Source organism: Exiguobacterium sp. s122 (genome assembly GCF_018618475.1).
GTDB classification, from domain to species: domain Bacteria; phylum Bacillota; class Bacilli; order Exiguobacteriales; family Exiguobacteriaceae; genus Exiguobacterium; species Exiguobacterium himgiriensis.
In genome coordinates this window covers 220,338-245,157 of the sequence record NZ_JACSMD010000001.1, presented here as the reverse complement: position 1 = coordinate 245,157, position 24,820 = coordinate 220,338, and the positions used below count along the sequence as shown (strand labels likewise).

Below are 24,820 nucleotides of genomic sequence, written 5' to 3'. Positions count from 1 at the left end.
TAGACGGTTCTACCAGTCTGTCGAAAATTGTAAAGAGAGAAAGGGGTTTTCAAATGGAAGAGAGGCAGTGGCATACGCTATCGATTCACGAGACAGAGAATCACCTTGATACCGATATCGCTCAAGGGTTACGTGAAGAGACGGCGAACGAACGAATCGAACAACACGGGAAGAACGTCCTTCCTGAACCGAAAAAAGATCCGAAGTGGCTAAAATTCATGCGCCAATTCAACGACGTACTCATTTACGTCCTGTTGGCCGCAGCCGTCATTACGGCCGTACTCGGTTACTGGTACGACACGATTGTGATCGCACTCGTCGTCCTCATCATCGGGATTATCGGTTACTTGCAAGAGAACAAGGCTGAGCAAGCACTCGAAGGCATTAAGAACATGCTGTCCCCGTCCGCCCTTGTCCGTCGTGACGGCAAGCGTAAAGAGATTGAGGCCGAGTACCTCGTCCCAGGAGACATCGTTTACTTGAAGCCGGGTGATAAAATCCCGGTCGACCTTCGCCTCATCACAGCGGAGAACATGAAAGTTGAGGAATCGGCCTTGACCGGTGAAGCGATCACCGTCGACAAGACGCTCGACCCGCTCGAAGAGAAAATCGGTCTCGGTGACCGGACGAACTTGGCGTTCTCCGGGACATCCGTCGCGGCCGGTACCGGAAGCGGAATCGTCATCGCGACCGGTTCGAAGACCGAGCTTGGTAAAATCAACGCGTCGATCGCTGAAGTCGAGAAAGTGCAAACACCGCTCATCCAACAGACGCAACGCTTCGGCAAGACCGTCGCGAGCGTCATCGCCGGTGTCGCCGTGTTCGCCTTCATCTTCGGCTACTTCTTGCGCGATTACGAGACGGCTGAGCTATTGCTCGCGGTCATCGGTCTCGCCGTTGCCGTCATCCCGGAAGGATTGCCGGCAATCATTTCAATCATTCTCGCCCTCGGTGTCCGTCAAATGGCTGACAACAAGGCGATCGTCAAAAACTTGCCGTCCGTCGAGACGCTCGGTGCTGTATCGGTCATCTGTTCGGATAAGACCGGTACGTTGACGAAAAACGAGATGACCGCACAGAACATTCAACTCGCTGATCGTACGCTCCGTGTGACCGGTTCAGGTTATGCGCCGGAAGGCCGTATCGAGTTTAAAAATGAGGTCTACTCGAACAAACAAGACGAGATGCTTAATGAGATTCTCCTTGCCGGTGTGACGTGTAACGATTCCGACTTGTTCTTCGATGACGAATCGAAACAATGGATGATTACAGGCGACCCGACAGAAGGTTGCTTGCTCACACTCGGAGAAAAGGCGGAAGAGTCGATTCGACCGCTCCGCGTCATCTCGAAGATTCCGTTCGACTCGGCGCATAAATACATGGCGACACTCTCGCCGCGTGACGAGGCGCACGTCATGTACTTGAAAGGTGCACCGGACCGCTTGTTCTCGATGGCCGAAGCGAGTGACCCGAACTTCCAAACGGACATGTGGGAAGAGAAGATGACCGACCTCGCCAAAAAAGGGCAACGTGTCATCGGTGTCGCCAAACGCACGTTCAACACATCAAAAGAGAAGATTGACCATGACGACTTATATGAAGGAATCGAATTCCTCGGGCTCATCGGCATCATGGACCCACCGCGCCCTGAAGCGATTGAGGCGGTCAACGAATGTCAATCGGCAGGTATCCAAGTGAAGATGATTACCGGTGACCATAAAGAGACGGCCATCGCCATCGGAAACGAGCTCGGCATCTCGACAGAGGCCGGTGCGCTTCAAGGGACCGAGATTGATGATTTGACGGACGAGGAACTCGCGGACGTCGTCGGGCAGTACAACATTTTCGCCCGGACGAGCCCAGAGAACAAGACGCGTCTCGTCAAGGCGCTCCAGACGCAAGACCATATCGTCGCCATGACCGGTGACGGGGTGAACGACGCCCCTGCCCTTCGCCGCGCCGACATCGGTGTCGCCATGGGAATCAAAGGGACGGAAGTATCGAAAGAAGCAGCTGAGATGGTGCTTGTCGACGATAACTTCAATACAATCTTCAAAGCCGTTAAAGAAGGCCGACGTGTATACGATAATTTGAAGAAAACGATCCTCTTCATCTTGCCGACGAACGGTGCGCAAGGGTTCGTACTCCTCATGAGTATCTTCCTCGGTACCCAGCTTCCGCTCACGGCGCTTCAAATCTTGTGGGTGAATATGGTCGTCGCCATCACGCTTTCGTTCGCGATTGCGTTCGAGCCGCTCGAACCATCGACGATGAAACGGGCACCACGACCGAAGAAGACACCGCTTCTGAGCCGGTACTATATCTTCCGAATCTTGCTCGTGTCGCTCATCATCGGTGGCGGGACGCTCGTCTACAACCTGTATATGAACGCCGGCGACTATAGTGTCGAATATATCCACACGATGACGTTGAACACGATTGTAATCGCCCAGATGTTCCACTTGTTTAACGTTCGGGTCGAGACCGAGCCGGCCCTCAACCGCTCGTTCTTCGAGAATCCGATTGCGTTTTACGTATCTGGTGCGCTCATCGTACTTCAGCTGTTCATCACGTACGTGCCGTTCATGAACACCGCGTTCGGAACGACGCCAATCGCCGCGAGCGACTGGATCATCCCGTTCGTCTTCGGTATCGCCGTGTTCTTTATCATCGAACTCGAGAAGTTGATTTCGCGCAATGTGATAAAACGGAAACAATCTTAATGACGAAAGAAGCGACACCTCCGGGCGTCGCTTCTTTTTACGCAGATTAACATTATCTTATCCCGTTTTTTCGAGAGTTCAAACCTCATTTCTTAAAAAAGATGTTTACATTTTTATAACAAGGGAACAAAAAGGTTATGTGAAAATAATTTCGAGAAAGAGTTGAGTCGATGATTGAATTTAAGCAAGTGAAAAAAACATTTAAAACGACGACTGTTTTGAAAGAGATGAATCTGACAATTAATAAAGGCGAACTCGTCGTCTTTATCGGTCCTTCCGGTTGTGGAAAAACGACATCCCTGAAAATGATTAACCGACTGATTGAACCGACCGAAGGGACAATTATTGTGAACGGCCAAGACACGCGTAAGATGAACCCAATCGACTTACGGCGCCAGATGGGCTATGTCATTCAACAGACCGGCCTTTTCCCACACATGACGATTCGGGAGAACATCCAACTGATTGCGAGTCTCGAGGGGCACGCCGAACAGGATATGGACGCCCGCACCGAGCACCTTCTCCGCATGGTCGGACTCGACCCGGACCAATTCATCGATCGTTATCCAAGCGAACTGAGCGGTGGTCAACAACAGCGAATCGGATTCGCCCGCGCCCTCATGAACGACCCTGAGGTCATTTTAATGGATGAACCGTTCAGCGCCCTCGACCCTGTGACACGAAACGATTTACAAGAAGAATTATTCAACCTACAAGAAGAAGTAAAGAAAACTATCGTTTTCGTCACCCATGATATGGATGAGGCGATCAAGCTGGCTGATCGCATTTGTATCATGCGCGACGGAGAAATCGTCCAATTCGATACGCCTGAACAGATTCTGCGTAATCCAAAAGACGCGTATGTCGAGTCGTTCATTGGGAAGAACCGAATTTGGAATAGCCCGGAATACATCAAGGCGAAAGATATTATGATTCCCGACCCAGTGTCCATTAGCGACAAGCGGACGGTGCTCCAAGCGATTGAAATCATGCGTTCCCGTAAGGTCGACAGCCTGCTCATCACCGACCGAGACCGGACGCTTGAAGGCTTGATCAAGCTTAAAGATGTCCACGGGATTCAAGACAAGACGAAACGACTCGAGGAAGTCATGAACAAGGACTACGCGTACGTCTCAAGCGAGGACTCGCTCCTCGATATATTGGCCGTCATGAATAAGACCGACCAAGGGTATCTTCCGGTCGTCACCGGTCCTATCCTAAACGGGCTCATCACACGCAGCAGCTTGCTTTCCGTCCTCAGTGAGCAATTCATGCAAGAGGAGGAAACGAAATGAATACGATTCAATCATTTTTCAGTTACTTTGCGAGCAACACCGATCAAATCGGGACACTCTTACTTGAACACTTACAGTTGACCGTCTTTGCGGTCTCGCTCGCCGTCTTGCTCGGCGTACCGCTCGGCATCTTAATTTTACGGACACCACGTCTCGCGAAACCAGTACTCGGCTTGACGAGCGTGGTTCAGGCCGTACCGAGTCTCGCACTCCTCGGTTTTCTGATTCCGTTCATCGGAATCGGCTCGACACCGGCAATCATCATGGTTGTCCTCTACTCGCTCCTCCCGATCGTGAAGAACACTTATACCGGGTTATCGAGCATTCCTGGTGATACGCTCGAATCGGCCAAAGGGATTGGCCTGACCGATCGCCAGATTTTAAGTAAGATTCAGTTACCCCTCGCCTTACCAATCATCATGGCCGGTATTCGCATTTCTGCGGTCACGGCCGTCGGACTGATGACCATCTCGGCGTTCGTCGGGGCTGGCGGTCTCGGCTATCTCGTCTTCGCCGGGATTCAGACGGTAGACAATAACCAGATTCTCGCCGGGGCCATCCCAGCTGGTCTTCTCGCCTTGTTGATCGACTTCGTCGTCAGCCGTATCGAGTATAAAGTCGCGCCAAACGGGATTGTTCTCGCAGACGGTCGCATGAAGAAGAAGACGCGCCGATCGAAGAAAGTCGTAAAACCGGCCTTCGTCATCGCGACAGCGTTCGCGCTTCTCCTCGGCGGTTCGATTTATGCGTTCACGCGTGAAGACGATACGATCGTCGTCGGCTCGAAGAACTTTACCGAACAACTCATTCTCGGAAACATCGTCGCCGACTTGATTGAAGAAGAGACCGACTTGAACGTTCGCCGACAGCTGAACCTCGGCGGGACGCAAGTCGCGTTCAGCGCCATCCGCACCGGGGAGATTGACACATACGTCGAATACACCGGCACCCTGTCGGTCGACGTGTTGAACCAAGCGGTCGACAACGATCCTGACGCCGTCTACGCGAGCGTCAAACCACAGATTGAGGACCGTTTCGATGTCCAGACGCTCGACCCGATCGGATTCAACAACACATACGCGATTGCCGTCAAACAAGAAGACGCGGACCGTTATGCGCTAGAGAGCATCTCGGACCTCGCCGCCGTTAGCGACGAGCTCGTCTTCGGTCCGACCATTGAGTTCTCGAATCGAGAGGACGGGTATCTCGGCTTGAAAGAGACGTATCCGCTCCGCTTTAAAGATGTGAAGCCGGTCGATGGCGGCCTGCGCTATACGGCCCTCATGAACGGTGAGAGCCAAGCGATTGACGGCTTCTCGACGGACGGATTGTTGAAACGGTTCGAACTCGTCGTCCTCGAGGACGACCAACAGTTCTTCCCGCCGTATTACGCCGTGCCGCTCATTAACGGTGAGACGCTACGCGAGCATCCCGAGCTCGAAGGCGTGCTTAACTTGCTGTCCGGCAGAATCACGGACGAAGTGATGCAAGAGCTGAACTACCTCGCGGACGTGGAGAAACAACGCCCCGAGAAAGTCGCCCGTGACTTCTTGGTCCGTGAAGGACTCATCAACGAATAAAAAAGACGAACTCAATCTTTTACGATTGGGTTCGTCTTTTTGCTTACTTCGTTCCGAACAAACGGTCACCGGCATCGCCCATGCCTGGGACGATGTAGCCGTGGTCGTTCAATTTCTCGTCGAGGGCGGCGAGGTAAATCTCAACGTCCGGGTGTTCATTTTGAACACGTTCGACGCCTTCCGGTGCTGCACAGAGGCAAGCGAGCTTGATTGACTTCGCGCCATGCTTTTTAAGTGCCGCAATCGCGTCAGCAGCCGATCCGCCTGTCGCGAGCATCGGATCGACGACGATGAAGTCACGTTCTGTGATGTCCGTCGGCAACTTGAGATAGTATTCGTGTGGCTCGAGCGTCTCCGGGTCACGGTAGAGACCGATGTGACCGACTTTGACGTTCGGCATCATTTTGAGGAAGCCATCCACCATACCGAGGCCTGCCCGTAAAATTGGGACGATACCCAATTTCTTGCCGGCAATCATCTTCTGCGTCGATACCGAGACCGGTGTCTCGATTTCCACGTCTGTCAATGGAAGGTCGCGTGTAATTTCATATGCCATGAGCGACGAAACTTCGTCGACGAGCTCGCGGAACTGCTTCGTCCCCGTCTCTGCTTTGCGCATAATCGTCATCTTGTGCTGAATCAATGGGTGGTCATAAACGTGTACTTTTCCCATCATGCTTCACTCCTCTCTCAATCTCTCTTGAGCATTGTACCCTAACCCCCTGCAAAAAGGTAGGGTCAACTTCTGTTTTTCAAAAGGTCAGACGAAACAAGAAAAAAGGCAGCCTATTTCTCAATTCAGACTCAGCCGAACCCCCGAACGAATCAGTAATTCCTCTAAACGTTCGCTATCGAGCCGATACGTCTCATTCGTATCCACGTTCCGAACATACGCATGACGATTGTATACATAAACGTCTAGTTTTTGTTCGGATAACCGTTCATAAAGCGAAAGCGTTCCTTTGTATGCGGCAGCCTGTGGTATATGTGAAGGTGCCACTTCAGCCAATAAATCAAATAAGGCGCGTGTATTCGGTCCATCGAGATGAATCAGCATCCCATCTTTTTCATACGTGGCCAATCGTACCTTCTCGCTCGCTGGCGACAAGTCCATCAAGGTCGTCGTAAGCGGCAAACGGACGCTTCCCCATACTTCAATGACTGTGCCGTAACGTTTTGACAAGGCGAGGGACGATTCGTCCCCAATCGGTTCAATTGGTTCATCCGAGACGATGACGCGCTTCAACAGTTGCCGGCGCGACCCGTCGAGCACGACCGTCGCCTCGGTTGTATCGAGGTGTACATATTTCCCGACAAAGATATCCGGCAACACTTTCCGTTCAAACCCGTGTTCCGTCCCGATTTGAAGCGAGACACGCCCATCCGTAAGTTGGGTCAAGAACGTGTACCCCCTCGTCCGCTCCCCTTTGAAGACGAACAGTCCTGACTCGATCGTCCGGTCAAGCGTTCGTCCGTTCCGTTTCACATCATAGGTGATATAAAGTGATCCGGTGTCCGGTGTCTCATAATGAAATACCGATTCCGGAATGACGCGTTCATGTTCTGCGTCAATATGAAAGCGCTCGTTAACGAACGTCGGGTCCGACTCCGGCTCAAACGTCATCACACGCCGCGCCTCGGACTCTTTAACGCGAGCGACGAACGGCTCAAGCTCGTCAATCGGCTCGACTTCAAACGTCCGTTCAAACTGTTCATAGCTGTTCGCACAGGAGACGTAGCGCGCTTCTCCACTCGTCCAATAGCTGACCGTTTTGCTTCCGAGTTCTTCATAGACCGGATGAACGTAGGTCGTTTCCGAAACTTTCGCCCGGTGCGTCGGTAAAATCTCCGTCGGTTGTTTCTCGCAATATGTAAGAATATGCTCTTTTATTTCCAATGGTAATTCCATCCCACTTACTTGTTTCAGTGCCGTCGCCGCGAGCGGACGCATCTCAATCGCATTCATTGCGTTCGTCCCACACCCGCTTAAGACAGTACATAATAGGAGACTGGTCCAAACTGCGCGCATCACTCGGCACCTCCGTTCCCGTTTGGTCGTTCCTTGGATACGACCCCCTAAAAATTCCTTATTCATCATATCATATAACTTGTTTCGATTATGTTTTCAGAAATGTTACGTTTTGAAAAAAAGGCGCCACGAATCGTGGCACCCTCCTATCCGGTATTATTTAGTCGTCATCACGATCGTCATCGTCATCGCTGTCGTCACGGTCGTCGTCTTCACGCTCGATTTCTTTCACTTGTTCTTGTGTGTTCAATTCGAGCTTGACGCGGTCGCCTGCTTTTGGCATCCCGTCGTCTAGTTCATAACGTGCCGCGAGCGGGAACGTCAACTGCTGGCCTTCCCGTTCGATCGTCACGTCACGGTCCGACATGTTGACGAACGTGCCGTAAATGTCAAAATCGTCATTCTCGCGGTCGACTTCTTTCACTTCGTTGTTGCGATTGAATTCAAGTTTGACGCGATCGCCTGCTTTTGGTGTATCGTCATCAATCTCGTGACGGGCCGCGAGCGGATATGTCGACTCTTTTCCGCTGAAGCTGATGGTGACGTCACGATCTGTCAATGCGACGAGCGTACCATACAGTTCATAATCGTCGTCATCATCGACCGAGCGAATCGGGATGTCGCCTGAGGCAGCCGACTCGGACGCCTCTTCAGTTGTCTCTACTTGCCCGTCGTCACTCGCATCGTTCGTCTCATTCGATCCGCTGTTCGCACTGTCAATCGCGCGAGGGACGATAACCGTGTCCGTCTTGTCGTTTGCCACATACAATCCGATTCCGGCAACGGCGAGTACCGCCAAGCCGACTCCTAAAATCCATCCAAATACTTTCATGTTCAATTCCTCCTCATGTCGTGTGGTGTTCCTGATCTACACCTTTATCATAGAAGGTCGACCTTAGAGCACCACGAGGATTCCATTAGAAAACGATGAGAAGTTGCGAAACTTCTTTCATTTCGTGACGTAAAATACGCTTCCGCTCGGCGCGTTGGCATAACTTCCGACGGTCCACCCGTTCAAGTCCGCCACTTCCTTCGCGATGGCGAGCCCGAGCCCGCTACCGCTCCGGTCGCGCGCTTCATCGAGTCGATAAAACCGGTCGAACAGTCGCTCGCGTGCCTCTTCGTCAAGTGTCGGTCCGTGGTCACGGACTTCGATTCGTGTCGACGTCATCGTGACGCGCGTGTCCTCGGCATACTTCAAACTGTTATCGATGAAGATGACGAGTAGACGTTGAAGCGAATCACGATGCCCTTCCCACCGTCCCGTCGCCTCGATTGCGATCCGCTTACCGTGCGAGCGCTCGAACCGTTCCACGAGCTGATCGGCTAGTTGCGTCAAGTCAATCGGTTCAGATTCAACTTCTTCAATCGTCGGGAAACGACTCAACTCGAGCATCGGTTCGATCAAGTCTTCCCGCATTTGGCGTGACTCCGTCAAAATGTGGTCAATCGCCTCATCACGGATGGCCGGGTCACGCTGTCCCCAACGCCTGAGCAATTTCGCATAGCCTTCGATGACCGTGAGCGGTGTTTTCAGTTCATGTGAAACATCAGCGACGAACCGACGTTGTTGGTCCATCGACCCTTCGACTCGGTCAATCATCTGATTGAACCCGTCTGCGAGCGTCGCCACTTCATCCTCGTTCGAACCGACGTCAATCGTTTCAAGCGTACCAGACGTGGTGATGCGCTGCATCGTCGCCTCTAGCTTTCGAAGCGGCGCAAGCCCTTGGCGGACAATCCAGAGGCTGCCGATGAACGTCACGACGACGGCGATGAAGAAAATGATGAGGAAGATGGTCGCGAGCGTCCGGAGCGTCTCACTGACGGCCGAGTCTTCGAATCCGTAAGCGAGCCCGTTCGACGTCGCGATGACGAACCAATCGCCGACGAGCGCCGGTTCTCCGTAATTGACCGGAAAGCTGAGCCCGTCCGCGGTCGAGCCCCCGACGATACCCCATTCCCCGTTCGCTTGCCGCTCGAGGACGACACTGTCTTCGTGGAGCGAGACGACGGCGTCCCGGTTGCGCGTATCTTCCTCTAGGAGGCTCAGTGCTTGCCGCAACACGTCATAGCGGGAATCGATGATTTGATGACGCGAGACAAGCCATGCGACCCCAAACGATGTGATTAAAAGAAACAGCATGAACCCTGTCATCGCGAGGGCGATTTTTGTGCGCAGCTTCATCTTACTCACCACGTTTCAACATGTATCCGACACCGCGAACGGTCTGAATCCAATTGCCCCCGAGCTTCTTCCGGACATAGCGCACGTACACGTCGACGACGTTCGTGTCACCGTAGTAGTCAAAGCCCCAGACGTGTTCGAGCAATTGATCGCGCGTCAACACCCGTTCCGGATGTTCAATCAAATAAGCGAGCAAGTCGAATTCGCGTCGCGTCAACTCGACGACGTTACCGTCACACGTCACTTCATGGCGATTGACGTCGACCGTGAGCCCTTCATAAGAAAAGGTGCGCTCACTCGTATCGGTTTGAAGATGTTGCCGCATCCGCAAAAACGCACGAATTCGGGCAAGCAGTTCCTCCATTTCGAACGGCTTCGTGATATAGTCGTCCGCCCCGAGGTCGAGCCCGCTCACCTTGTCATAACGGTCGTCCCGCGCCGTCACCATGAGCACCGGCAAGGTCGGTTGTTCGGCTTTCACGCGGCGTACGACTTCGAGCCCGCTCATCTGGGGCAACATGACGTCAAGGAGCATCAAGTCAATCCCGCCCAACAGCGCTCGCTCGAGTCCGGCCCGGCCGTCGTGTTCGACCTCGACGGTATACCCTGCATGCATCAGTTCGAGTTGTAACAGTCGTGCAATTTTAACGTCGTCTTCGACGACAAGAATCGTTGCCATCGTCTTCATCCTTTCCTTCAAAAAACGCCGAGCAGTCCGCCCGACGCATCGTTATTCTGTTCCCGGATTGTTCAGTCGAAAAACGGTCGGACCGTCTCCGGGATCCATTGTTCTACCCGCATCTCAAGCGAGTCGGTCCATTGTTCGATACGGAACTCGAGTCCATCGGCTCGAAGCGATAGCTCGCTCCCGTAAGACAACCATTGACTGAGCCAGTCGTTGCCCGTCACTGTAAAAAATAAAAAACCGAGAATACCGGCGGCCATGAGTGAGAGGGCCAATACACTCCACACCACACCTTTCATCATTCGGCCAAACCGACCGCTTCTACTTCGTCTCATCGAATCGCTCCTTCACGTTTTTCTTTATGATACGAGAGTCGTTTGAGAAGAGATGGTGAATCCGATTAGAATTTGATGAGAAAAAAGGCTGTAGCGTAAGCTACAACCTCAGTCTCCATTCAATACCGACTCGGCAATCGGTGCCCAATATGTGTCTTCCATCGCCGCGACTTCAGCAAGCGTCTCCCGATAAGACGCGTCCCCGGCTTTCCGTTCGGCGATTCCTTTCATCCAGAGGACGTCCGCCTTGTACCCGGACTCAGGATACCGTTCGACGTAGGCCGCATAGTCGGCAATCTCCGCTTTGTCTAACTTATTGTCGACGAGCAAACGATAAAACCCGACCGCTTGCTCTTGTCCGGCTTTCGGCTCCCCGACGAGTAACGCGTCCGCTTCCTCATAGCGTTTATCCGAGACGAGCGACTCGACCTCGGTGAGCGGGATGACGGCCGGTGGCTCCGTGGCTGGTTCTGGCGTTGGTTCTTCAGCTTGAAGCGCCTCATTTTCTTGCTCGAGGCGGGCCACTTCCTGCTCAAGTTCTTCGAGCCGTTCCGCGAGCGCTTCATCCTCGGTGATTGTATCCACCGCGGGCTCGGTCACGATCGGTGCAGGCGGTTCATTGTCTGGCCAAAAGGCCAGGGCACCGAGGGCGAGCGCGATGGCGGCCGGCAACCCGAGCCATTTCTTCTCCCATTTGAACGCCTTGCGCCAGTCCGACATGTCGGCATGGTTCATGACGGCCGGTGTGAACGAACGAAAGCGGCGCTTGGCCGCCTTCTTTCCGTTCGCTTTCATTTCGAGCGCGAGTCCAAGTCGATAGAACGCAGCCGGCACTTTCATCCCAAGCAATGGTACGATCCGCTCACTCGCCTCGCTAAAGTAGCCGTGGTCAAGCAACGTCGTGATGACACCGAATTCGTTGGCCACAAGCCGAAACGTCGGGTCGTGCTCCCCTTTTCGGGCGAGCCATTCCGTCATGTCGATGAGCGGCAGTTCCGTGAGTTCTCGGTCTGCGAGTGTCCGTGCGTCCATTCGTCAGCCTCGTTCCGGATAAAGCGGGAACTTCGCCGTCAAATGACGTACCGCTTCATGTGCTGCTTTGAGCACATCTTCATCTTCATGATTCGTCAATACGCGCCCAATCAAGCGGGCGACTTCACGCATATCATCTTCTTTGAAACCACGCGTTGTCATCGCGGCCGTCCCGAGACGGATGCCGCTCGTGACGAACGGGGATGCCGGGTCGAACGGGATGGTGTTCTTGTTCACCGTGATGCCGGCAGCGTCGAGCGCATGCTCGGCTGCTTTCCCTGTGATGTCGATCCCACGAAGGTCGACGAGGAGAAGGTGGTTGTCCGTTCCGCCCGATACGATGCGGAGACCTTCCTCTTCCAATCCTGCTGCGAGCGCTTGCGCGTTTTTAATGACTTGCGCCTGATAGTCTTTGAATTCCGGTTGGAGCGCCTCACCGAAGGCGACGGCTTTCGCCGCGATCACATGCATGAGCGGCCCCCCTTGAATCCCTGGGAAAATTGATTTGTCGATCGCTTTTGCGAACTCTTCTTTACAAAGAATCATTCCCCCACGTGGACCGCGAAGCGTCTTATGCGTCGTCGTCGTCACGAAGTGCGCATGTTCAACCGGATTCGGATGGAGCCCTGCCGCGACAAGGCCGGCGATGTGGGCCATGTCGACCATGAGGTAGGCACCGACACTGTCGGCGATTGCACGGAACTTAGCGAAATCAATCGTTCGTGGGTACGCAGAGGCACCCGCGACGATGAGTTTCGGTTGATGTTCTTTCGCGAGGGCTTCGACGACGTCATAGTCGATGTGTTCTGTCTCTTTGTCGACACCGTACTCGACGAAGTTGTACTGGACGCCTGAGAAGTTGACCGGACTTCCGTGCGTCAAATGACCGCCGTGCGACAAGTTCATCCCGAGCACCGTGTCGCCTGCTTCAAGCACTGTGAAGTAGACGGCCATGTTCGCTTGCGCGCCCGAATGTGGCTGGACGTTGGCATGTTCTGCACCGAACAGCTCTTTCGCGCGATCGCGTGCCAAGTTTTCGGCCACGTCGACAAATTCGCATCCACCATAGTAGCGACGCCCTGGGTAGCCTTCCGCGTACTTGTTCGTCAATACGCCACCTTGCGCTTCCATGACTGCTTCTGAAACAAAGTTCTCCGAGGCAATGAGTTCGATATTCTCCCGTTGACGACCGAGCTCGTGTTGCATCGCTTCAAACAATTCCGCATCCTGCACTTTCAACTTCGTCGTGTTTACCATGTTGAAACCCCCTCTGAATGTCTAAAAATCAACACCCCCATCGTAACATAAGCTTCTTTTTTTGGGTATCGTCTAATCATGGCATAAGTCGGGTATTATACTGAAGAAGACGATCAGAGGAGGATGTTTATGATTGAGACGAAACAAATCACGATTACCCCGTTCGATCGCGAACGGACCGTTCGGATTTACACCCCTGCCGACTACGAGATGTCGGACAAGCGCTATCCGGTGCTTTATATGCATGACGGACAGAACGTGTTCGCTGACGAGGATGCGAGCTATAAGATGAGTTGGCGTGCCGGTGAATATTTAGACGCCTCGAAACGCGATCTCATCATCGTCGGCATCGATTCGGCTCCCGGCGAGACGCGGCTCGATGAGTACGGACCGTGGGAGAACCCGTACATCGGCGAGAGCTTGCTCGGTCAAGATGTGACTCTCGGCGGTCAAGGCTCGGCTTATATCGAATACATCGCCCAAGAGTTAAAACCGCTCATCGATGCGAACTATCGGACGAAGCCAGACGAGACGGCGATGATGGGAAGCTCCATGGGTGGCTTGATTTCGATATACGCGGCTTGTGTCTATCCGGATCTCTTCAAGCGCGTCGCCTCGTTGTCCTCAGCGTTCTGGTTCAACCAGACCGAGCTCGAGCAATTGATTGAGGCGAGCGACTTGAAAGGTGTGGAGCGGCTCTACATGGACGTCGGACGCAAAGAAGTCGAACAGCCAACAGGAGACGGTCCGACGAATGAGATGTATCTCGAGTCGAGCGAGCGCATTTACGCCCTCCTCCGCGACAAGGTCGACCAGATCCGCTTCGAAGTCATCGAGGAAGGCGTCCATAACGAAATCGCTTGGCGCGAACGTTTCCCGATGGTCGTATCGTATCTTTTTAGCGAAGATGTCTAACATAACGAAAGCCGGTCCGTCATGGACCGGCTTTCGTTATTTGGCTGGATAATGGGCACGCGGGCCACCGATCAGTTTTGGTCGGGTGATGGCGAACGTGACGTACGCTTCACCGAGCTGTTTCGACGACAAACGGACAGGAATCGCGACCGGTTTTAGATGCATACCGATTAACGTCGAGCCGATGTCAATCCCGGCATCCGCCTGAATCGCTTCGACGACACATGACGTCTCCAATCGTTCGTACGCCTTCTCGGCCATCGCGCCGCCAGCTGCTCGAATCGGAACGACCGTCACTTCCGTCAATCCGAACTGCTTGAGCGTCCGGCGTTCAACGGTCAAGGCACGGTTAATGTGCTCACACCCTTGGAACGCGAGGTGGACACCGGTCTTGTCCCGAAACGCAAGGAACGCTTCAATGAATTCAGCGGCGACATCGATTGATCCCGCTTTCCCAATCGTCTTGCCGAGCACTTCACTCGTCGAACAACCGATGACGAGAATCTTTTCCTCATCTAACGGAAACCGTTCGTGTAACTCCGTCAATAAGTTTAAAAGCTCCGTCTTCATCGTCGTCACTTCGATTCGTAGGCGCTCATCTTGTCGACACGGTTCGAATGGCGTCCGCCCTCGAAACTTGTGTCGAGCCACGTCTCAACTAAATCTAAAGCAAGGCCTGGTCCAACGACGCGCTCTCCCATCGTCATGATATTCGAGTCGTTATGTTGGCGTGTCGCTTTCGCGCTGAACGAGTCATGCACGAGCGCCGCACGGATGCCTTTCACTTTATTGGCTGCAATGCCGATGCCAATCCCGGTTCCGCAAATTAAAATTCCGCGGTCGAACTCGCCTGCCGCGACCGCTTCCGCGACCGGGATGGCGACGTCTGGATAGTCGATTGACTCGGCTGAGTGTGTCCCGAAATCTTTATACTCGTGTCCCAATTCTTCGAGTAATCCGACGATGTCTTTCTTTAAGTTAAATCCGCCGTGATCGGCGCCGATTGCGATTTTCATTCGTTCATTCCCCCGTCTTTTTTGGTAAGCGTCTTGGTGGTTTCGTCACCTTTGACCCGTCATTCGTCAATTTTAGCACAAGTCGGTTGACGAGTGGTTCGAGTTCGTTTCGGACTTGGCGATAGACGTTCATCGATCCCCCGAACGGGTCGTTGATGTCACGTTCGAGTCCGGTCACGAATTCGTAGAGCGTGTACGTGCGATCGGCGAGCTCCGGGTGCATGTCTCGAATCTGTTCGCGGTGCGCGCGTGTCATCGTCAAGATGACATCGGCCCAACGGCCGAGCACATCGTCAAACGTCTGCGTCACATGGTCGAGTTCAATCCCACGTTCCCGCAGCACTTGAAGGGCGTTCTCCGAGGCATCAAACCCTTGCATCGTCCGAAGCCCGGCCGAGCGGATATCAAATTCGTCACCTGTCACTTTCGAGCGTAGCAATGCCATCGCCATCGGGCTGCGGCAAGTATTTCCGCTACATATGAATAATACGCGTTTCATCGACATCGCGTGATCCTCCTCTATGTCCTTAGGCCTCTTCTTGTGACCGAATGACTTTCCCGCCCGCCGCTTTATATAGGCGGTTGTATACGGCAAGCGCAACTCCCGTCGGCTCAATCCGGTTCACGTAAATCTCTTCCACATCGGTCTCATCAAATGTTCGTAACGCCTCGTATAGCCGCTGCGCCGCTGTCTCCATCGAGCGACCAAGCGAGAGCGTGACGTCGGCCGGGGTCGGCTCCTCATCGAACACGAGCGCGCCGACTTGTTTGCCGGCATCTTTTCGTTCCGTAATGATTCGGACGAGTTCTTCGCGTCCCCCATCGACGAGATAGAGCGGTGCGCTCGGGGCGTAATGCGTGTACTTCATCCCCGGCGAGCGCGGCGCGGCCGTCTCGTCGTTCAAATTCGCGTCAAGGTTGACCGGGCCAATGACGACCTCAATCGCCTCTTTCGTCACGCCGCCGGGACGTAAAATCGTCGCCGGTTCCGTCGTGCAGTCGATTACGGTCGACTCGACGCCGATGCCTGTCGGTCCCCCATCCATAATACCCGCGATTCGACCGGATAAATCATCGGCCACGTGTTTCGCAGAAGTCGGAGACGGTCGTCCAGACCGGTTCGCGCTCGGTGCCGCCAAGCCTAAGCCAGACAAGCGAATTAAGTCGAGCGCGGCGTCATGGTCCGGCATCCGAAGCCCGATTGAATCAAGCCCCGCTGTCACGAGCGAAGACGCCCGACCGTTTGACGGTAAGATAATCGTTAAGGCACCGGGCCAAAACGCTTCCATCAGGCGTTTCGCGACCGGCGGGGTGGCTTGCGCGAAATGTTCGGCCTGCTCGATTGAAGCGACGTGAACGATGAGCGGATTGTCTGCCGGTCTGCCTTTCGCCTCAAAGATTTTACGAATCGCGACATCATTTGTCGCATCTCCGGCAAGACCGTACACCGTCTCCGTCGGCATGGCGATCACCTCACCCGCTTTCAAGAGGTCCACTCCAATCTTCACTTCAGTCGGCTTGATCCATTTCGTTTCCATGCGCAATCCCTTCCCTCACGGCGTAGACGATTCGGTCTTTACCGTTTATATCTTTTAAAATACCCGTTTCTGCTTCAGGATAACGTTCGGACAGGTACGTTTTCACAACTTGTCCTTGGTTATACCCGATTTCAAACGCAATTAACTGCCAATCGGCACACAGAACCCGCTTTGAGTCCGCGATGATCTTCCGATAAAACGCGAGTCCGTCCGCTCCGCCGAACAAAGCAAGGTGCGGCTCGAATGCTGCGACCGTCTCGTCGAGCAATTCGTTCGCTTCGATGTAAGGCGGATTCGACACGAGCACCCGTATCGACGCATCGGCGATCGGGGCGAGGCAGTCTCCTTCATGGAAAACGACATCAGCGCCGAGCGCCTCCGCATTTCGCTTCGCCACTTCAATGGCTTCCCGGGAAATATCGACCGTCTGGACACGTTTTCCGAGTTCGAGGCTGAGCGTGACCGCAATCGCCCCCGATCCTGTCCCAACGTCGACCGTCTCGTCATCTTCGACTGCCCCGATGTGTTCGACGACCCACTCGATTAACTCTTCAGTCTCCGGGCGTGGAATTAAGACGTCACGATTCACCTCAAACATCCGTCCGTAAAACGGTGCCTGTCCAATCAAGTGCTGGACGGGCTCACCGGCGAGGAGACGCTTCATTCCTTCTTCAAACGCTGTCGTTTCGTCAAGCGAGAGCGCATCTGATAAGCGAATCAACAAGCCAGTCCGGTCGACGTCGAGGACGTGCATGAGCCACCATTCCGCCATCGCAGCATCTCGACCGGCTTCAGCCAGTGTACGCTCTGCTGTTTTCAAGGCGGCGGCGATGCGCATCATTCCGCATCCTCCATCAGACGGGCCTGTTCGTCCATGACGAGGGCGTCGATGATGTCGTCGAGCTCACCAGCGAGCACACGGTCGAGCTTTTGCAGCGTTAGCCCGATGCGGTGGTCGGTCACACGGCTTTGCGGGAAATTGTACGTCCGAATGCGTTCCGAACGGTCTCCCGTCCCGACGGCCGACTTCCGCTGTGCCGACAGCTCTTCCATGTGTTCGCTCTGCATCTTGTCATAAAGACGGGCCCGCAGCACCTTGAGCGCCTTGTCTTTATTTTTATGTTGTGACTTCTCGTCTTGGCACGAGACGACGAGCCCCGACGGGATGTGCGTCAAGCGCACGGCCGACTGGGTCGTGTTGACCGATTGGCCGCCCGGACCAGACGAGGTGAACGTATCGACGCGTACATCTTTCATATCGATATGGACCTCGACGTCCTCAGCTTCTGGAAGGACCGCCACGGTCGCCGTCGACGTATGAATCCGTCCCCCGGACTCGGTCGACGGGACACGTTGGACGCGATGAGCTCCGTTCTCGAATTTCAGCTTGGAATAGGCGCCGTTCCCGTTGATGAGGAACGTCACTTCTTTGAAGCCACCGAGCTCCGTATAGTTGGCATCGATTAACTCGACTTTCCAGTTCTGGCGTTCGGCGAAGCGCGTGTACATCTTGTATAGATCACCCGCAAAGAGCGCCGCCTCGTCACCACCAGCCGCCCCGCGAATCTCGACGATGACGTTCTTGTCGTCGTTCGGGTCTTTTGGCAGAAGCAACACACGAAGTTTTGCTTCGAGCGCTTTCACTTCCGGTTCGAGGAGCGTCATCTCTTCTTTCGCGAGTTCGCGCATCTCGCTCTCGAGCGTCCGGTCTTCAAGCATCTGCTTCGCTTCTTTATAAGCCGCACTCGTTTCTTTATAGTGACGATACGCCTGCACCGTCTCCTCGAGCTGGCTTTGCTCTTTTGAATATTGGCGTAATTTGTTCGAGTCGCTGAGCACTTCTGGGTCAGCGAGCATCTCATTCAACTGCATGTAACGTTCTTCTAATACACTCAAACGGTCAAACATGATGATCCGTCCTTTCTCCGTCAAATCAAACTCTCTTCATTATAGCAAAAAACGAACCGCCGAGGCGGTCCGCTTTGGTCATCAATCGGCCACCGTGTGGCGGACCGGGCGTGGTTTATTCGGAACATCATGACAATGACGGCAACGTGGTTCGTACGACTCGGCGGCTCCGACTAAGATGACCGGGTCCTCGTAACGGGCCGGTTTTTCGTCAATCAAGCGCTGCGTACGGGATGCCGGAGCCCCACACGACAGGCAAATCGCTTGAAGCTTCGTCACGAACTCGGCACGCGCGAGCAGTTCCGGCATCATTGTAAACGGCTCGCCACGGAAATCCATGTCGAGACCAGCGCAGATGACACGTTTGTCTTCTGACGCCAACTGTTCAATCACGTCGACGATGCCCTCGTCGAAGAACTGGACTTCGTCGATGGCGATCACTTGCGTCTCTTCCCTTACCGCATCGTATAAATCTTGGCTCGAATGGACCGGGACAGCCACGACCGAGTTGCCGCTATGTGAGACGACGTTCTCTTCATGATACCGGTCGTCGATGCCAGGTTTGAACACTTGTACCGGGACTTTGCCGTAATGGGCCCGGCGGACACGACGAATGAGTTCCTCCGATTTTCCAGAAAACATACTCCCACAAATCACTTCAATCCAACCGTATCGGTTCGTCACATGCATCATTTTTCTTCGCCCTCTCCATCGATAATCGCTTCACGATTATACCCATCTTTTTCATCAAGAAAAAGGGTTGACTTCTCTATATGAAAAAATAAAAACCGCCAAGGGCAATCCCTAGGCGGTGTGCATACAAGTTGACGATTAACGTTGGTATTTCTTGTTGAAGCGCTCGATACGACCGTCCGCAGATGCGAATTTCTGGCGACCTGTGTAGAACGGGTGCGAGTCAGAAGATACATCGACACGGATGAGTGGGTATTCGTTACCATCTTCCATCGTGATTGTCTCGTTAGAGTAACGAGTCGAACCAGAGATGAATTTGAACTCAGTCGTCGAGTCCATGAATACGACTTTACGGTATTCTGGGTGGATTCCTTGTTTCATTGCTTTTCAACTCCTTCGGCCCTAAGTATTCTTTCAACCTAGAGAAAGTTCACTAGAATATAATAGCATCCGGTTCACCGTTTTACAAGTCAGTTTTTGTTTTTTTCACCGGGCGACGACTCTTTTTCTTATCGGCTTCGAGCGCGGCGAAAAAGTCGACGTTCGTCTTCGTCTCACGGACACGGCGTAAGAACTGTTCGAGGAAGTCAGGCGACTCGTTCATCGTGCGGCGAATCGTCCAAAGCATGTCGAGCTCATCCTTACCGAGCAGGAGTTCTTCCTTACGTGTTCCGGAACGGCGAATGTCGATCGCCGGGAAGATACGGCGTTCGGAGAGTTTCCGGTCGAGGTGGAGCTCCATATTGCCCGTCCCTTTAAACTCTTCATAGATGACATCGTCCATGCGTGATCCCGTATCGACGAGCGCCGTCCCGAGAATCGTCAAGCTGCCCCCATCCTCGATATTCCGGGCTGCCCCGAAAAACTTTTTCGGCTTATGAAACGCCGCCGGGTCAATCCCGCCCGAGAGCGTCCGACCGCTCGGCGGCACAGACAAGTTATACGCCCGTGTAAGGCGCGTAATGGAATCGAGCAAGATGACGACGTCTTTCTTATGTTCGACAAGACGCATCGCCCGTTCGAGAACGAGTTCCGAGATGCGGGCGTGATTCTCCGGTGTCTCATCAAACGTCGAGTAGGCGACGTCGGCCCCAGGAACGGAGCGTTGAATGTCTGTTACTTCTTCCGGTCGCTCGTCAATCAATAGGATAATCAGTTCAACGTCTGGATGGCTCGTCGTGATGGAGTTCGCGATCTCTTTCAACAGCGATGTCTTCCCGGCCTTTGGCGGCGCAACAATCAAACCACGTTGTCCGAAACCGACCGGCGCGATCATGTCCATGACGCGGACCGACAGATGGTTCGGTTCTGTCTCGAGTACCATCTGTTTCTCTGGATAAATCGGCGTCAGCGCGGGGAAATAGTCTCGGTTCCGTGTCGACTCCGTCGTCTCGCCGTTGACGGCCTCTACACTCAGAAGCCCCTGGAAACGCTCATTCTCTTTTGGTTTCCGGACTTTCCCCGTGACAAGGTCTCCGTTCCGGAGATTAAAGCGGCGAATTTGTGAAGCGGCGATATAAATGTCTTCGGAGGATTGGGAATAATTGATTGGGCGGAGGAAGCCGAATCCTCCATCATTTTGTGACTGCGGATTCGGTGGAATGATTTCGAGAATGCCTTCGAGGAAATAAAGGTCCTTCGATTCAGCTTGCGACTTCAAAATGCGGAACATGAGCTCACGCTTTCGCGCCTCTCGATATTGTGGCACGTTCACTTCTTTCGCGATTTCATATAATTCTTTTAACGTCTTCGTTTCTAGTTCGCGAAGCGTATAATTTTTGGCTGGTTCAGTTTGCGGACTCATGCAAGTCACCTGTCTTTCATGTTTCTATATTTGAAAAATTTTTGTAAAGTCCTCATTCATCTAATCATAAATTTTCATTGACGTCACTTGTTAAAAACGGCTTCATGTCAGTCTATTCCCCTCATGTTCAAAAGAAAACAGATATTTTTGTTTCTATGTAACAAATAAGTCTTTATTGCCGCATATTGTTTCAAACATGTTACAAGAAAACGGTTTTTGTCTTGTGATTGAAAAATGCCATCGGTCTCGCGCATGATATAGTTTATTTGCACAGGAAACCGGGTAATACTCGCAACTTGTGCTCTACTATCGTAACTACACATCGATCATATACAATCACAGGGTTTTATTTTAAAAAACGGAGGGAACTATATTATGTTAAAGCGTTTCGCATCTATCATCGTCGCTGCCACTCTCGCGTTCTCGGGTCTCGCCTTCACAACGAGCGAACAAGCCGAAGCTTCTACTGGAACATTCGCTTATTCAAAAGTGAACGGATTGAATATCCGTACATCTGCGTCACTCAACTCATCAGTCGTAGCTAAGATGGATAAAGGCCAACGTTATACATACCTTGGCAAGGTCGGTTCTTTCTACAAAATCAACTATAAAGGGACGCACCGTTACATCTCCGCTTCATCAACGTACACGTACTTGAAAGCAGCGACTACTTCGACGGTAACAACGTCATCGACGTCAACAGCTTCAAGCGCACGTTCGAAACTCGTCGCTGAGTCGAAAAAGTATCTCGGCGTTCCTTACCGCTTCGGTGGCACGACAACAGCTGGATTTGACTGCTCTGGATATACGGGCCACGTCTACAAGAAAGCAATCAACAAGTCGATTCCGCGTGACTCACGCTCACAATACGCAAACTCGAAAAAAGTTTCGAAGTCAGCGATTCAAGCAGGCGACCTCGTGTTCTTCTCACACAACGGAAGCACGATCCAACACGTTGGAATGGCACTCAGTAAGACACAGATGATCAACTCTGAAACAGGTGGCGTTAAATACGCGAGCTTCACATCAGGTTACTGGGCACCACGTTATGTCGGTGCTGGATCATACCTTTAATTCAACAACATCAACGACTCGGTTCATCGGAACCGAGTCGTTTTTTTGTGTCCACATTTTGAAGCAGCGTCTCTCTACTCGTCAGCACGGAAAATGTGCCGTCCGTCTCTAAGACGACCGCTTCCACCTGGTTGAATTCAGTACCACTTGATCGAATGGCTTGCAGTACCTCGACCTCAAGGACACGTTCTTTCTGCATTTGTGTCCGCATGTAACTCCCTTGATACATCAGAAGTGTCGGTGTCGATTTAATCATCTGATTAACCCGTTCCGACCGTTGCGCAAGCTTTGCTACCACATACTGCAAAAGAACAAGTGTCGCGAAGGCAGTTAATCCATTTAATAATGGAGTCTGTTGACTTGTAAGGGTTGTCGCTAAAATAGAGCCAAGCGCGACAGTCACAATGAAGTCAAATGCGTTCATTTTAGCTAGTGTGCGTTTGCCCGAGATTCGTAAGATAAAGATAATTGACACGTATGCGCCAACTCCAGTCAACATTATTCGCGTCATTGCATTGAGTTGCTCCATTTTATTCCCTCCTCTCTAATCCATGTTCCACTTCAATCATTCAGGAAACATTTGTTCATGTTCTGTTCATAAACATATTTCATACTGGACAAAAAGATTGTAGAAGGAAGTGATAGATATGTTAGAGAAAAAATGGGGGTTACGCCTCATTCGTCTAGCCGCCCTCTTTGGCGTTATCGGGACAGCCATCGGATCCCATATGTCAGGGGCGGGCAGTTACGCTTTTCGTCCCATCCATGCGCACATCTTACTCGCCGGTTGGTTATCCGTGTTTGCTTGGGGCGTGTTCTATCGCCTGTATCGCATCAAGCGCCCTTTGCTCGTCAGTATCCACGGTTGGACAGCCGTCATCGGCTCAATCGGATTAACGAGCGGGATGTGGCTGCATACAATGAATCCGTTCGGGTGGAGCGAGACGTTCACGATGGTCTATTTCATCATCGGGGGAACGTTCTCACTCATCAGTTTCATTTTGTTTTTAGTCGTGACATTCATGATCGATGACGAGCAGGCATAAGCCAGCTCGTCATTTTTGTTTCAGCGCACCCCGAGCGTTCGTCGCAGCAAAAACAATCATCACGACGCTGAGCGCTCCGGCGACAGCGAGCCCCGCTGACAATGCTCCCCAATCGATTGTCGGTTGCGTCAAGACCGCACGCATCCCTTCAAAGATATACGTTGTCGGATTAAATGTTGCCGCCACTTTGAGCCACTCTGCTTCAATCAGTTCTTTCGGGACGAACGTCGTCGACAAGAAGATGAGCGGGAAAAAGAGAAGTGTCCCCGCTTGAGCGGCTTGGGCGTTTCGGGTTTTCAGTGCGACGCCAACCGAATAACCGGCGAATCCGAGCCCAAATCCGATGGCGAGTAGCACGGTGAACAAGAAGCCAGGCAACCCGACCGGAATACTCAAGCCGAGCAAGAACGCCACGGCGAAGATGAGTAACGTTTGAACGAGCAATTGGAGCATCCCGGCAATCATCGGTCCGAGCACAATCGCTGTCCGCGTCGCCGGCGTCAAGAGGAGTCGTGCGAAGTATCCGCTCTCGATGTCACGGACGAGTGCCTGTCCTGTCCCCCCAGCACCCCCGACCGCACCCGAGACGATTGACACCGGTAAGATGAAGTTTAGATAGGCGCTCCCTTCAAATTGAGGAAGTGAAGCAACGCTCGACAGTCCACTCGTGTAAACGAGCAAGAAAAAGACCGAGATAATCAAGTTCGGGATGAACGAGAACGGATTGCGAATCGTCGTCAACATACTTCGTTTCGTAAATAACCACGTCTCAGTCCACATTCGGCATACCTCCTTCGTACGATTCACCCGTCACTTTCAAAAAGACGTCGTCGAGTGACGGTTGTTTGACCGTCAGCCGTTCCGGTTGGAGCATGCGTTCATCCAACCGGCGCACGACGTCCGTCAACGTGAGCGCATCCAGCTCGAACGAGACGTGAAGCCCTGACGCCGTTTTTCCGAAGGCCATCGCCGCATCGGACGCTTCCTGCTCGGTATGGAATGTCATCGCGATCGTTTCTCCGCCGACGAGCCGTTTCAACTCTTCGGCCGTCCCTTCACTGACAATTTTGCCGTGATTGATAATCGCAATCCTATCGGCCAGCTCATCTGCTTCCTCTAAGTATTGGGTCGTCAAAAAGATGGTCGTTCCAAACTGCTCGTTCAACCGTCGCACTTCGTTCCAAATCTCGATTCGGCTGGCCGGGTCGAGCCCTGTCGTCGGCTCATCTAAAAACAAGACCGTCGGCCGATGGACAAGCGTAAGCGCCAAATCAAGGCGCCGGCGCATCCCGCCGGAATACGTGCCACTGCGTCGGTCGGCTGCATCGGTCAAGGAGACGACCCGAAGCAACTCTTCGGCCCGCGCCTCTGCTTCTTGTTTCGTCATTTTAAACAGGCGTCCTTGAAGGACAAGTAATTCACGTCCGGTCAAATCTTTGTCGATCCCTGTCTCTTGTAGTGCGACGCCAATCGAGAGTCGCACGTCCTTCTCCTGTTTCACAACATCAAAATTGTTTACCCGCGCCCCACCTGCCGTCGGTCGAACGAGTGTCGTCAACATCTGGACTGTCGTCGACTTTCCGGCCCCGTTCGGCCCAAGAAACGCGAACACTTCTCCTTCTTTGACAGTAAACGAGACCCCATCGACCGCCGGCACATTCTCATACGTTTTGACGAGCGACTCTGCTTCAATCATGACGTT

General features: G+C 53.0%; 26 protein-coding genes. 6 read left to right on the top strand and 20 right to left on the bottom strand.

The genetic code is table 11. The features are described from left to right. Positions 1–53 precede the first annotated feature (53 nt). From KNP92_RS01345 to KNP92_RS01335, 3 genes are all read left to right on the top strand, one after another. Positions 54–2,723 carry a cation-transporting P-type ATPase gene (locus KNP92_RS01345; RefSeq protein WP_214835801.1) on the top strand — a complete coding sequence of 890 codons (2,670 nt, stop codon included), beginning with the start codon at positions 54–56 and terminating at the stop codon, positions 2,721–2,723. Between the two features lie 170 nt (positions 2,724–2,893). Continuing rightward, complete coding sequence (locus KNP92_RS01340; RefSeq protein ID WP_214835799.1) at positions 2,894–4,018, top strand: ABC transporter ATP-binding protein; 1,125 nt, start codon at positions 2,894–2,896, stop codon at positions 4,016–4,018. Continuing rightward, positions 4,015–5,598, top strand: coding sequence for an ABC transporter permease/substrate-binding protein (locus tag KNP92_RS01335; RefSeq protein ID WP_214835796.1), 1,584 nt, complete (start codon positions 4,015–4,017; stop codon positions 5,596–5,598). The genes KNP92_RS01340 and KNP92_RS01335 overlap by 4 nt, the downstream gene beginning before the upstream one ends. A 43-nt stretch (positions 5,599–5,641) precedes the next feature. Here the strand turns inward: KNP92_RS01335 and upp are convergent, their stop codons facing one another. From upp to glyA, 8 genes are all read right to left on the bottom strand, one after another. Next, on the bottom strand, positions 5,642–6,271 hold the full coding sequence (gene upp / locus KNP92_RS01330) for a uracil phosphoribosyltransferase (RefSeq protein ID WP_034807371.1): 630 nt from the start codon (positions 6,269–6,271) through the stop codon (positions 5,642–5,644). Between the two features lie 120 nt (positions 6,272–6,391). Continuing rightward, a complete protein-coding gene (locus KNP92_RS01325) occupies positions 6,392–7,627 on the bottom strand; it encodes a hypothetical protein (RefSeq protein ID WP_214835792.1) in 1,236 nt (411 codons plus the stop codon). A gap of 160 nt (positions 7,628–7,787) precedes the next feature. Then, entirely contained in the window at positions 7,788–8,459 is a 672-nt protein-coding gene (locus KNP92_RS01320) for a hypothetical protein (protein ID WP_214835789.1), read from the bottom strand. 117 nt (positions 8,460–8,576) lie between these two features. Beyond that, positions 8,577–9,815 carry a sensor histidine kinase gene (locus KNP92_RS01315; protein WP_214835786.1) on the bottom strand — a complete coding sequence of 413 codons (1,239 nt, stop codon included), beginning with the start codon at positions 9,813–9,815 and terminating at the stop codon, positions 8,577–8,579. 1 nt (position 9,816) lies between these two features. Further along, the gene (locus KNP92_RS01310; RefSeq protein WP_214835782.1) at positions 9,817–10,494 is read right to left on the bottom strand and encodes a response regulator transcription factor; all 678 of its coding nucleotides are present in this window, start codon (positions 10,492–10,494) and stop codon (positions 9,817–9,819) included. Between the two features lie 71 nt (positions 10,495–10,565). After that, positions 10,566–10,835 (bottom strand): hypothetical protein, encoded by a 270-nt coding sequence (locus KNP92_RS01305; RefSeq protein WP_214835779.1) that lies wholly within the window; start codon positions 10,833–10,835, stop codon positions 10,566–10,568. Between the two features lie 108 nt (positions 10,836–10,943). Beyond that, a complete protein-coding gene (locus tag KNP92_RS01300; protein ID WP_214835765.1) occupies positions 10,944–11,867 on the bottom strand; it encodes a hypothetical protein in 924 nt (307 codons plus the stop codon). A 3-nt stretch (positions 11,868–11,870) separates the two neighbouring features. Continuing rightward, positions 11,871–13,124, bottom strand: coding sequence for a serine hydroxymethyltransferase (gene glyA / locus KNP92_RS01295; RefSeq protein ID WP_214835762.1), 1,254 nt, complete (start codon positions 13,122–13,124; stop codon positions 11,871–11,873). A gap of 129 nt (positions 13,125–13,253) precedes the next feature. Between glyA and KNP92_RS01290 the strand changes: the two genes are divergently transcribed. Beyond that, positions 13,254–14,039 carry an alpha/beta hydrolase gene (locus tag KNP92_RS01290; protein ID WP_214835759.1) on the top strand — a complete coding sequence of 262 codons (786 nt, stop codon included), beginning with the start codon at positions 13,254–13,256 and terminating at the stop codon, positions 14,037–14,039. A gap of 36 nt (positions 14,040–14,075) precedes the next feature. On the opposite strand, the gene KNP92_RS01285 is transcribed toward KNP92_RS01290, so the two are convergent. The 9 genes from KNP92_RS01285 to rho form a co-directional block, all read right to left on the bottom strand. Beyond that, positions 14,076–14,618, bottom strand: coding sequence for a TIGR01440 family protein (locus KNP92_RS01285; RefSeq protein ID WP_214840154.1), 543 nt, complete (start codon positions 14,616–14,618; stop codon positions 14,076–14,078). Continuing rightward, positions 14,615–15,055 carry a ribose 5-phosphate isomerase B gene (rpiB, locus tag KNP92_RS01280; protein WP_214835757.1) on the bottom strand — a complete coding sequence of 147 codons (441 nt, stop codon included), beginning with the start codon at positions 15,053–15,055 and terminating at the stop codon, positions 14,615–14,617. Before rpiB ends, KNP92_RS01285 begins: the two co-directional genes overlap by 4 nt. Positions 15,056–15,059: 4 nt before the next feature. Further along, positions 15,060–15,554 (bottom strand): low molecular weight protein arginine phosphatase, encoded by a 495-nt coding sequence (locus KNP92_RS01275; RefSeq protein WP_245175440.1) that lies wholly within the window; start codon positions 15,552–15,554, stop codon positions 15,060–15,062. Between the two features lie 28 nt (positions 15,555–15,582). Then, positions 15,583–16,593, bottom strand: coding sequence for an L-threonylcarbamoyladenylate synthase (locus KNP92_RS01270; protein WP_214835754.1), 1,011 nt, complete (start codon positions 16,591–16,593; stop codon positions 15,583–15,585). Further along, positions 16,565–17,431 carry a peptide chain release factor N(5)-glutamine methyltransferase gene (prmC, locus tag KNP92_RS01265; RefSeq protein WP_214840152.1) on the bottom strand — a complete coding sequence of 289 codons (867 nt, stop codon included), beginning with the start codon at positions 17,429–17,431 and terminating at the stop codon, positions 16,565–16,567. Before prmC ends, KNP92_RS01270 begins: the two co-directional genes overlap by 29 nt. Further along, positions 17,431–18,501, bottom strand: coding sequence for a peptide chain release factor 1 (gene prfA, locus KNP92_RS01260; RefSeq protein WP_214835751.1), 1,071 nt, complete (start codon positions 18,499–18,501; stop codon positions 17,431–17,433). The genes prmC and prfA overlap by 1 nt, the downstream gene beginning before the upstream one ends. A gap of 81 nt (positions 18,502–18,582) precedes the next feature. Continuing rightward, positions 18,583–19,194, bottom strand: a complete 612-nt coding sequence (locus KNP92_RS01255) for a thymidine kinase (RefSeq protein ID WP_214835749.1) — start codon at positions 19,192–19,194, stop codon at positions 18,583–18,585. A gap of 138 nt (positions 19,195–19,332) precedes the next feature. Next, complete coding sequence (locus KNP92_RS01250) at positions 19,333–19,575, bottom strand: type B 50S ribosomal protein L31 (protein WP_021066109.1); 243 nt, start codon at positions 19,573–19,575, stop codon at positions 19,333–19,335. A gap of 82 nt (positions 19,576–19,657) precedes the next feature. Further along, a complete protein-coding gene (rho, locus tag KNP92_RS01245; protein ID WP_214835745.1) occupies positions 19,658–20,998 on the bottom strand; it encodes a transcription termination factor Rho in 1,341 nt (446 codons plus the stop codon). Positions 20,999–21,373: 375 nt separating this feature from the next. On the opposite strand from rho, the gene KNP92_RS01240 reads away from it, so the two are divergent. Beyond that, positions 21,374–22,072: a C40 family peptidase gene (locus KNP92_RS01240; RefSeq protein WP_214835742.1), complete on the top strand. Its 699-nt coding sequence runs from the start codon at positions 21,374–21,376 to the stop codon at positions 22,070–22,072. Positions 22,073–22,082: 10 nt separating this feature from the next. On the opposite strand, the gene KNP92_RS01235 is transcribed toward KNP92_RS01240, so the two are convergent. Next, positions 22,083–22,583 (bottom strand): DUF421 domain-containing protein, encoded by a 501-nt coding sequence (locus KNP92_RS01235; protein WP_251136353.1) that lies wholly within the window; start codon positions 22,581–22,583, stop codon positions 22,083–22,085. Positions 22,584–22,719: 136 nt separating this feature from the next. On the opposite strand from KNP92_RS01235, the gene KNP92_RS01230 reads away from it, so the two are divergent. Next, the gene (locus KNP92_RS01230; protein ID WP_214835739.1) at positions 22,720–23,118 is read left to right on the top strand and encodes a hypothetical protein; all 399 of its coding nucleotides are present in this window, start codon (positions 22,720–22,722) and stop codon (positions 23,116–23,118) included. Between the two features lie 9 nt (positions 23,119–23,127). Here the strand turns inward: KNP92_RS01230 and KNP92_RS01225 are convergent, their stop codons facing one another. Both KNP92_RS01225 and KNP92_RS01220 read right to left on the bottom strand, forming a co-directional pair. Further along, positions 23,128–23,898, bottom strand: a complete 771-nt coding sequence (locus KNP92_RS01225; RefSeq protein ID WP_214835736.1) for an ABC transporter permease — start codon at positions 23,896–23,898, stop codon at positions 23,128–23,130. After that, entirely contained in the window at positions 23,888–24,814 is a 927-nt protein-coding gene (locus tag KNP92_RS01220; protein ID WP_214835733.1) for an ATP-binding cassette domain-containing protein, read from the bottom strand. Before KNP92_RS01220 ends, KNP92_RS01225 begins: the two co-directional genes overlap by 11 nt. Between the last annotated feature and the right edge of the window lie 6 nt (positions 24,815–24,820).

What these genes read in the sequence shown, in the direction of transcription:
- KNP92_RS01300 (WP_214835765.1), bottom strand. Translation starts at nt 11,867, where the DNA reads ATGGACGCACGGACACTCGCAGACCGAGAACTCACGGAACTGCCGCTC.
- rho (WP_214835745.1), bottom strand. Translation starts at nt 20,998, where the DNA reads ATGAGTCCGCAAACTGAACCAGCCAAAAATTATACGCTTCGCGAACTA.
- prfA (WP_214835751.1), bottom strand. Translation starts at nt 18,501, where the DNA reads ATGTTTGACCGTTTGAGTGTATTAGAAGAACGTTACATGCAGTTGAAT.
- KNP92_RS01255 (WP_214835749.1), bottom strand. Translation starts at nt 19,194, where the DNA reads ATGATGCATGTGACGAACCGATACGGTTGGATTGAAGTGATTTGTGGG.
- KNP92_RS01225 (WP_214835736.1), bottom strand. Translation starts at nt 23,898, where the DNA reads ATGTGGACTGAGACGTGGTTATTTACGAAACGAAGTATGTTGACGACG.
- upp (WP_034807371.1), bottom strand. Translation starts at nt 6,271, where the DNA reads ATGGGAAAAGTACACGTTTATGACCACCCATTGATTCAGCACAAGATG.
- KNP92_RS01290 (WP_214835759.1), top strand. Translation starts at nt 13,254, where the DNA reads ATGATTGAGACGAAACAAATCACGATTACCCCGTTCGATCGCGAACGG.
- KNP92_RS01315 (WP_214835786.1), bottom strand. Translation starts at nt 9,815, where the DNA reads ATGAAGCTGCGCACAAAAATCGCCCTCGCGATGACAGGGTTCATGCTG.
- KNP92_RS01270 (WP_214835754.1), bottom strand. Translation starts at nt 16,593, where the DNA reads ATGGAAACGAAATGGATCAAGCCGACTGAAGTGAAGATTGGAGTGGAC.
- KNP92_RS01220 (WP_214835733.1), bottom strand. Translation starts at nt 24,814, where the DNA reads ATGATTGAAGCAGAGTCGCTCGTCAAAACGTATGAGAATGTGCCGGCG.
- rpiB (WP_214835757.1), bottom strand. Translation starts at nt 15,055, where the DNA reads ATGAAAATCGCAATCGGCGCCGATCACGGCGGATTTAACTTAAAGAAA.
- prmC (WP_214840152.1), bottom strand. Translation starts at nt 17,431, where the DNA reads ATGCGCATCGCCGCCGCCTTGAAAACAGCAGAGCGTACACTGGCTGAA.
- KNP92_RS01275 (WP_245175440.1), bottom strand. Translation starts at nt 15,554, where the DNA reads ATGAAACGCGTATTATTCATATGTAGCGGAAATACTTGCCGCAGCCCG.
- glyA (WP_214835762.1), bottom strand. Translation starts at nt 13,124, where the DNA reads ATGGTAAACACGACGAAGTTGAAAGTGCAGGATGCGGAATTGTTTGAA.
- KNP92_RS01250 (WP_021066109.1), bottom strand. Translation starts at nt 19,575, where the DNA reads ATGAAACAAGGAATCCACCCAGAATACCGTAAAGTCGTATTCATGGAC.
- KNP92_RS01320 (WP_214835789.1), bottom strand. Translation starts at nt 8,459, where the DNA reads ATGAAAGTATTTGGATGGATTTTAGGAGTCGGCTTGGCGGTACTCGCC.
- KNP92_RS01230 (WP_214835739.1), top strand. Translation starts at nt 22,720, where the DNA reads ATGTTAGAGAAAAAATGGGGGTTACGCCTCATTCGTCTAGCCGCCCTC.
- KNP92_RS01340 (WP_214835799.1), top strand. Translation starts at nt 2,894, where the DNA reads ATGATTGAATTTAAGCAAGTGAAAAAAACATTTAAAACGACGACTGTT.
- KNP92_RS01325 (WP_214835792.1), bottom strand. Translation starts at nt 7,627, where the DNA reads ATGCGCGCAGTTTGGACCAGTCTCCTATTATGTACTGTCTTAAGCGGG.
- KNP92_RS01240 (WP_214835742.1), top strand. Translation starts at nt 21,374, where the DNA reads ATGTTAAAGCGTTTCGCATCTATCATCGTCGCTGCCACTCTCGCGTTC.
- KNP92_RS01335 (WP_214835796.1), top strand. Translation starts at nt 4,015, where the DNA reads ATGAATACGATTCAATCATTTTTCAGTTACTTTGCGAGCAACACCGAT.
- KNP92_RS01305 (WP_214835779.1), bottom strand. Translation starts at nt 10,835, where the DNA reads ATGAGACGAAGTAGAAGCGGTCGGTTTGGCCGAATGATGAAAGGTGTG.
- KNP92_RS01345 (WP_214835801.1), top strand. Translation starts at nt 54, where the DNA reads ATGGAAGAGAGGCAGTGGCATACGCTATCGATTCACGAGACAGAGAAT.
- KNP92_RS01235 (WP_251136353.1), bottom strand. Translation starts at nt 22,583, where the DNA reads ATGACGCGAATAATGTTGACTGGAGTTGGCGCATACGTGTCAATTATC.
- KNP92_RS01310 (WP_214835782.1), bottom strand. Translation starts at nt 10,494, where the DNA reads ATGGCAACGATTCTTGTCGTCGAAGACGACGTTAAAATTGCACGACTG.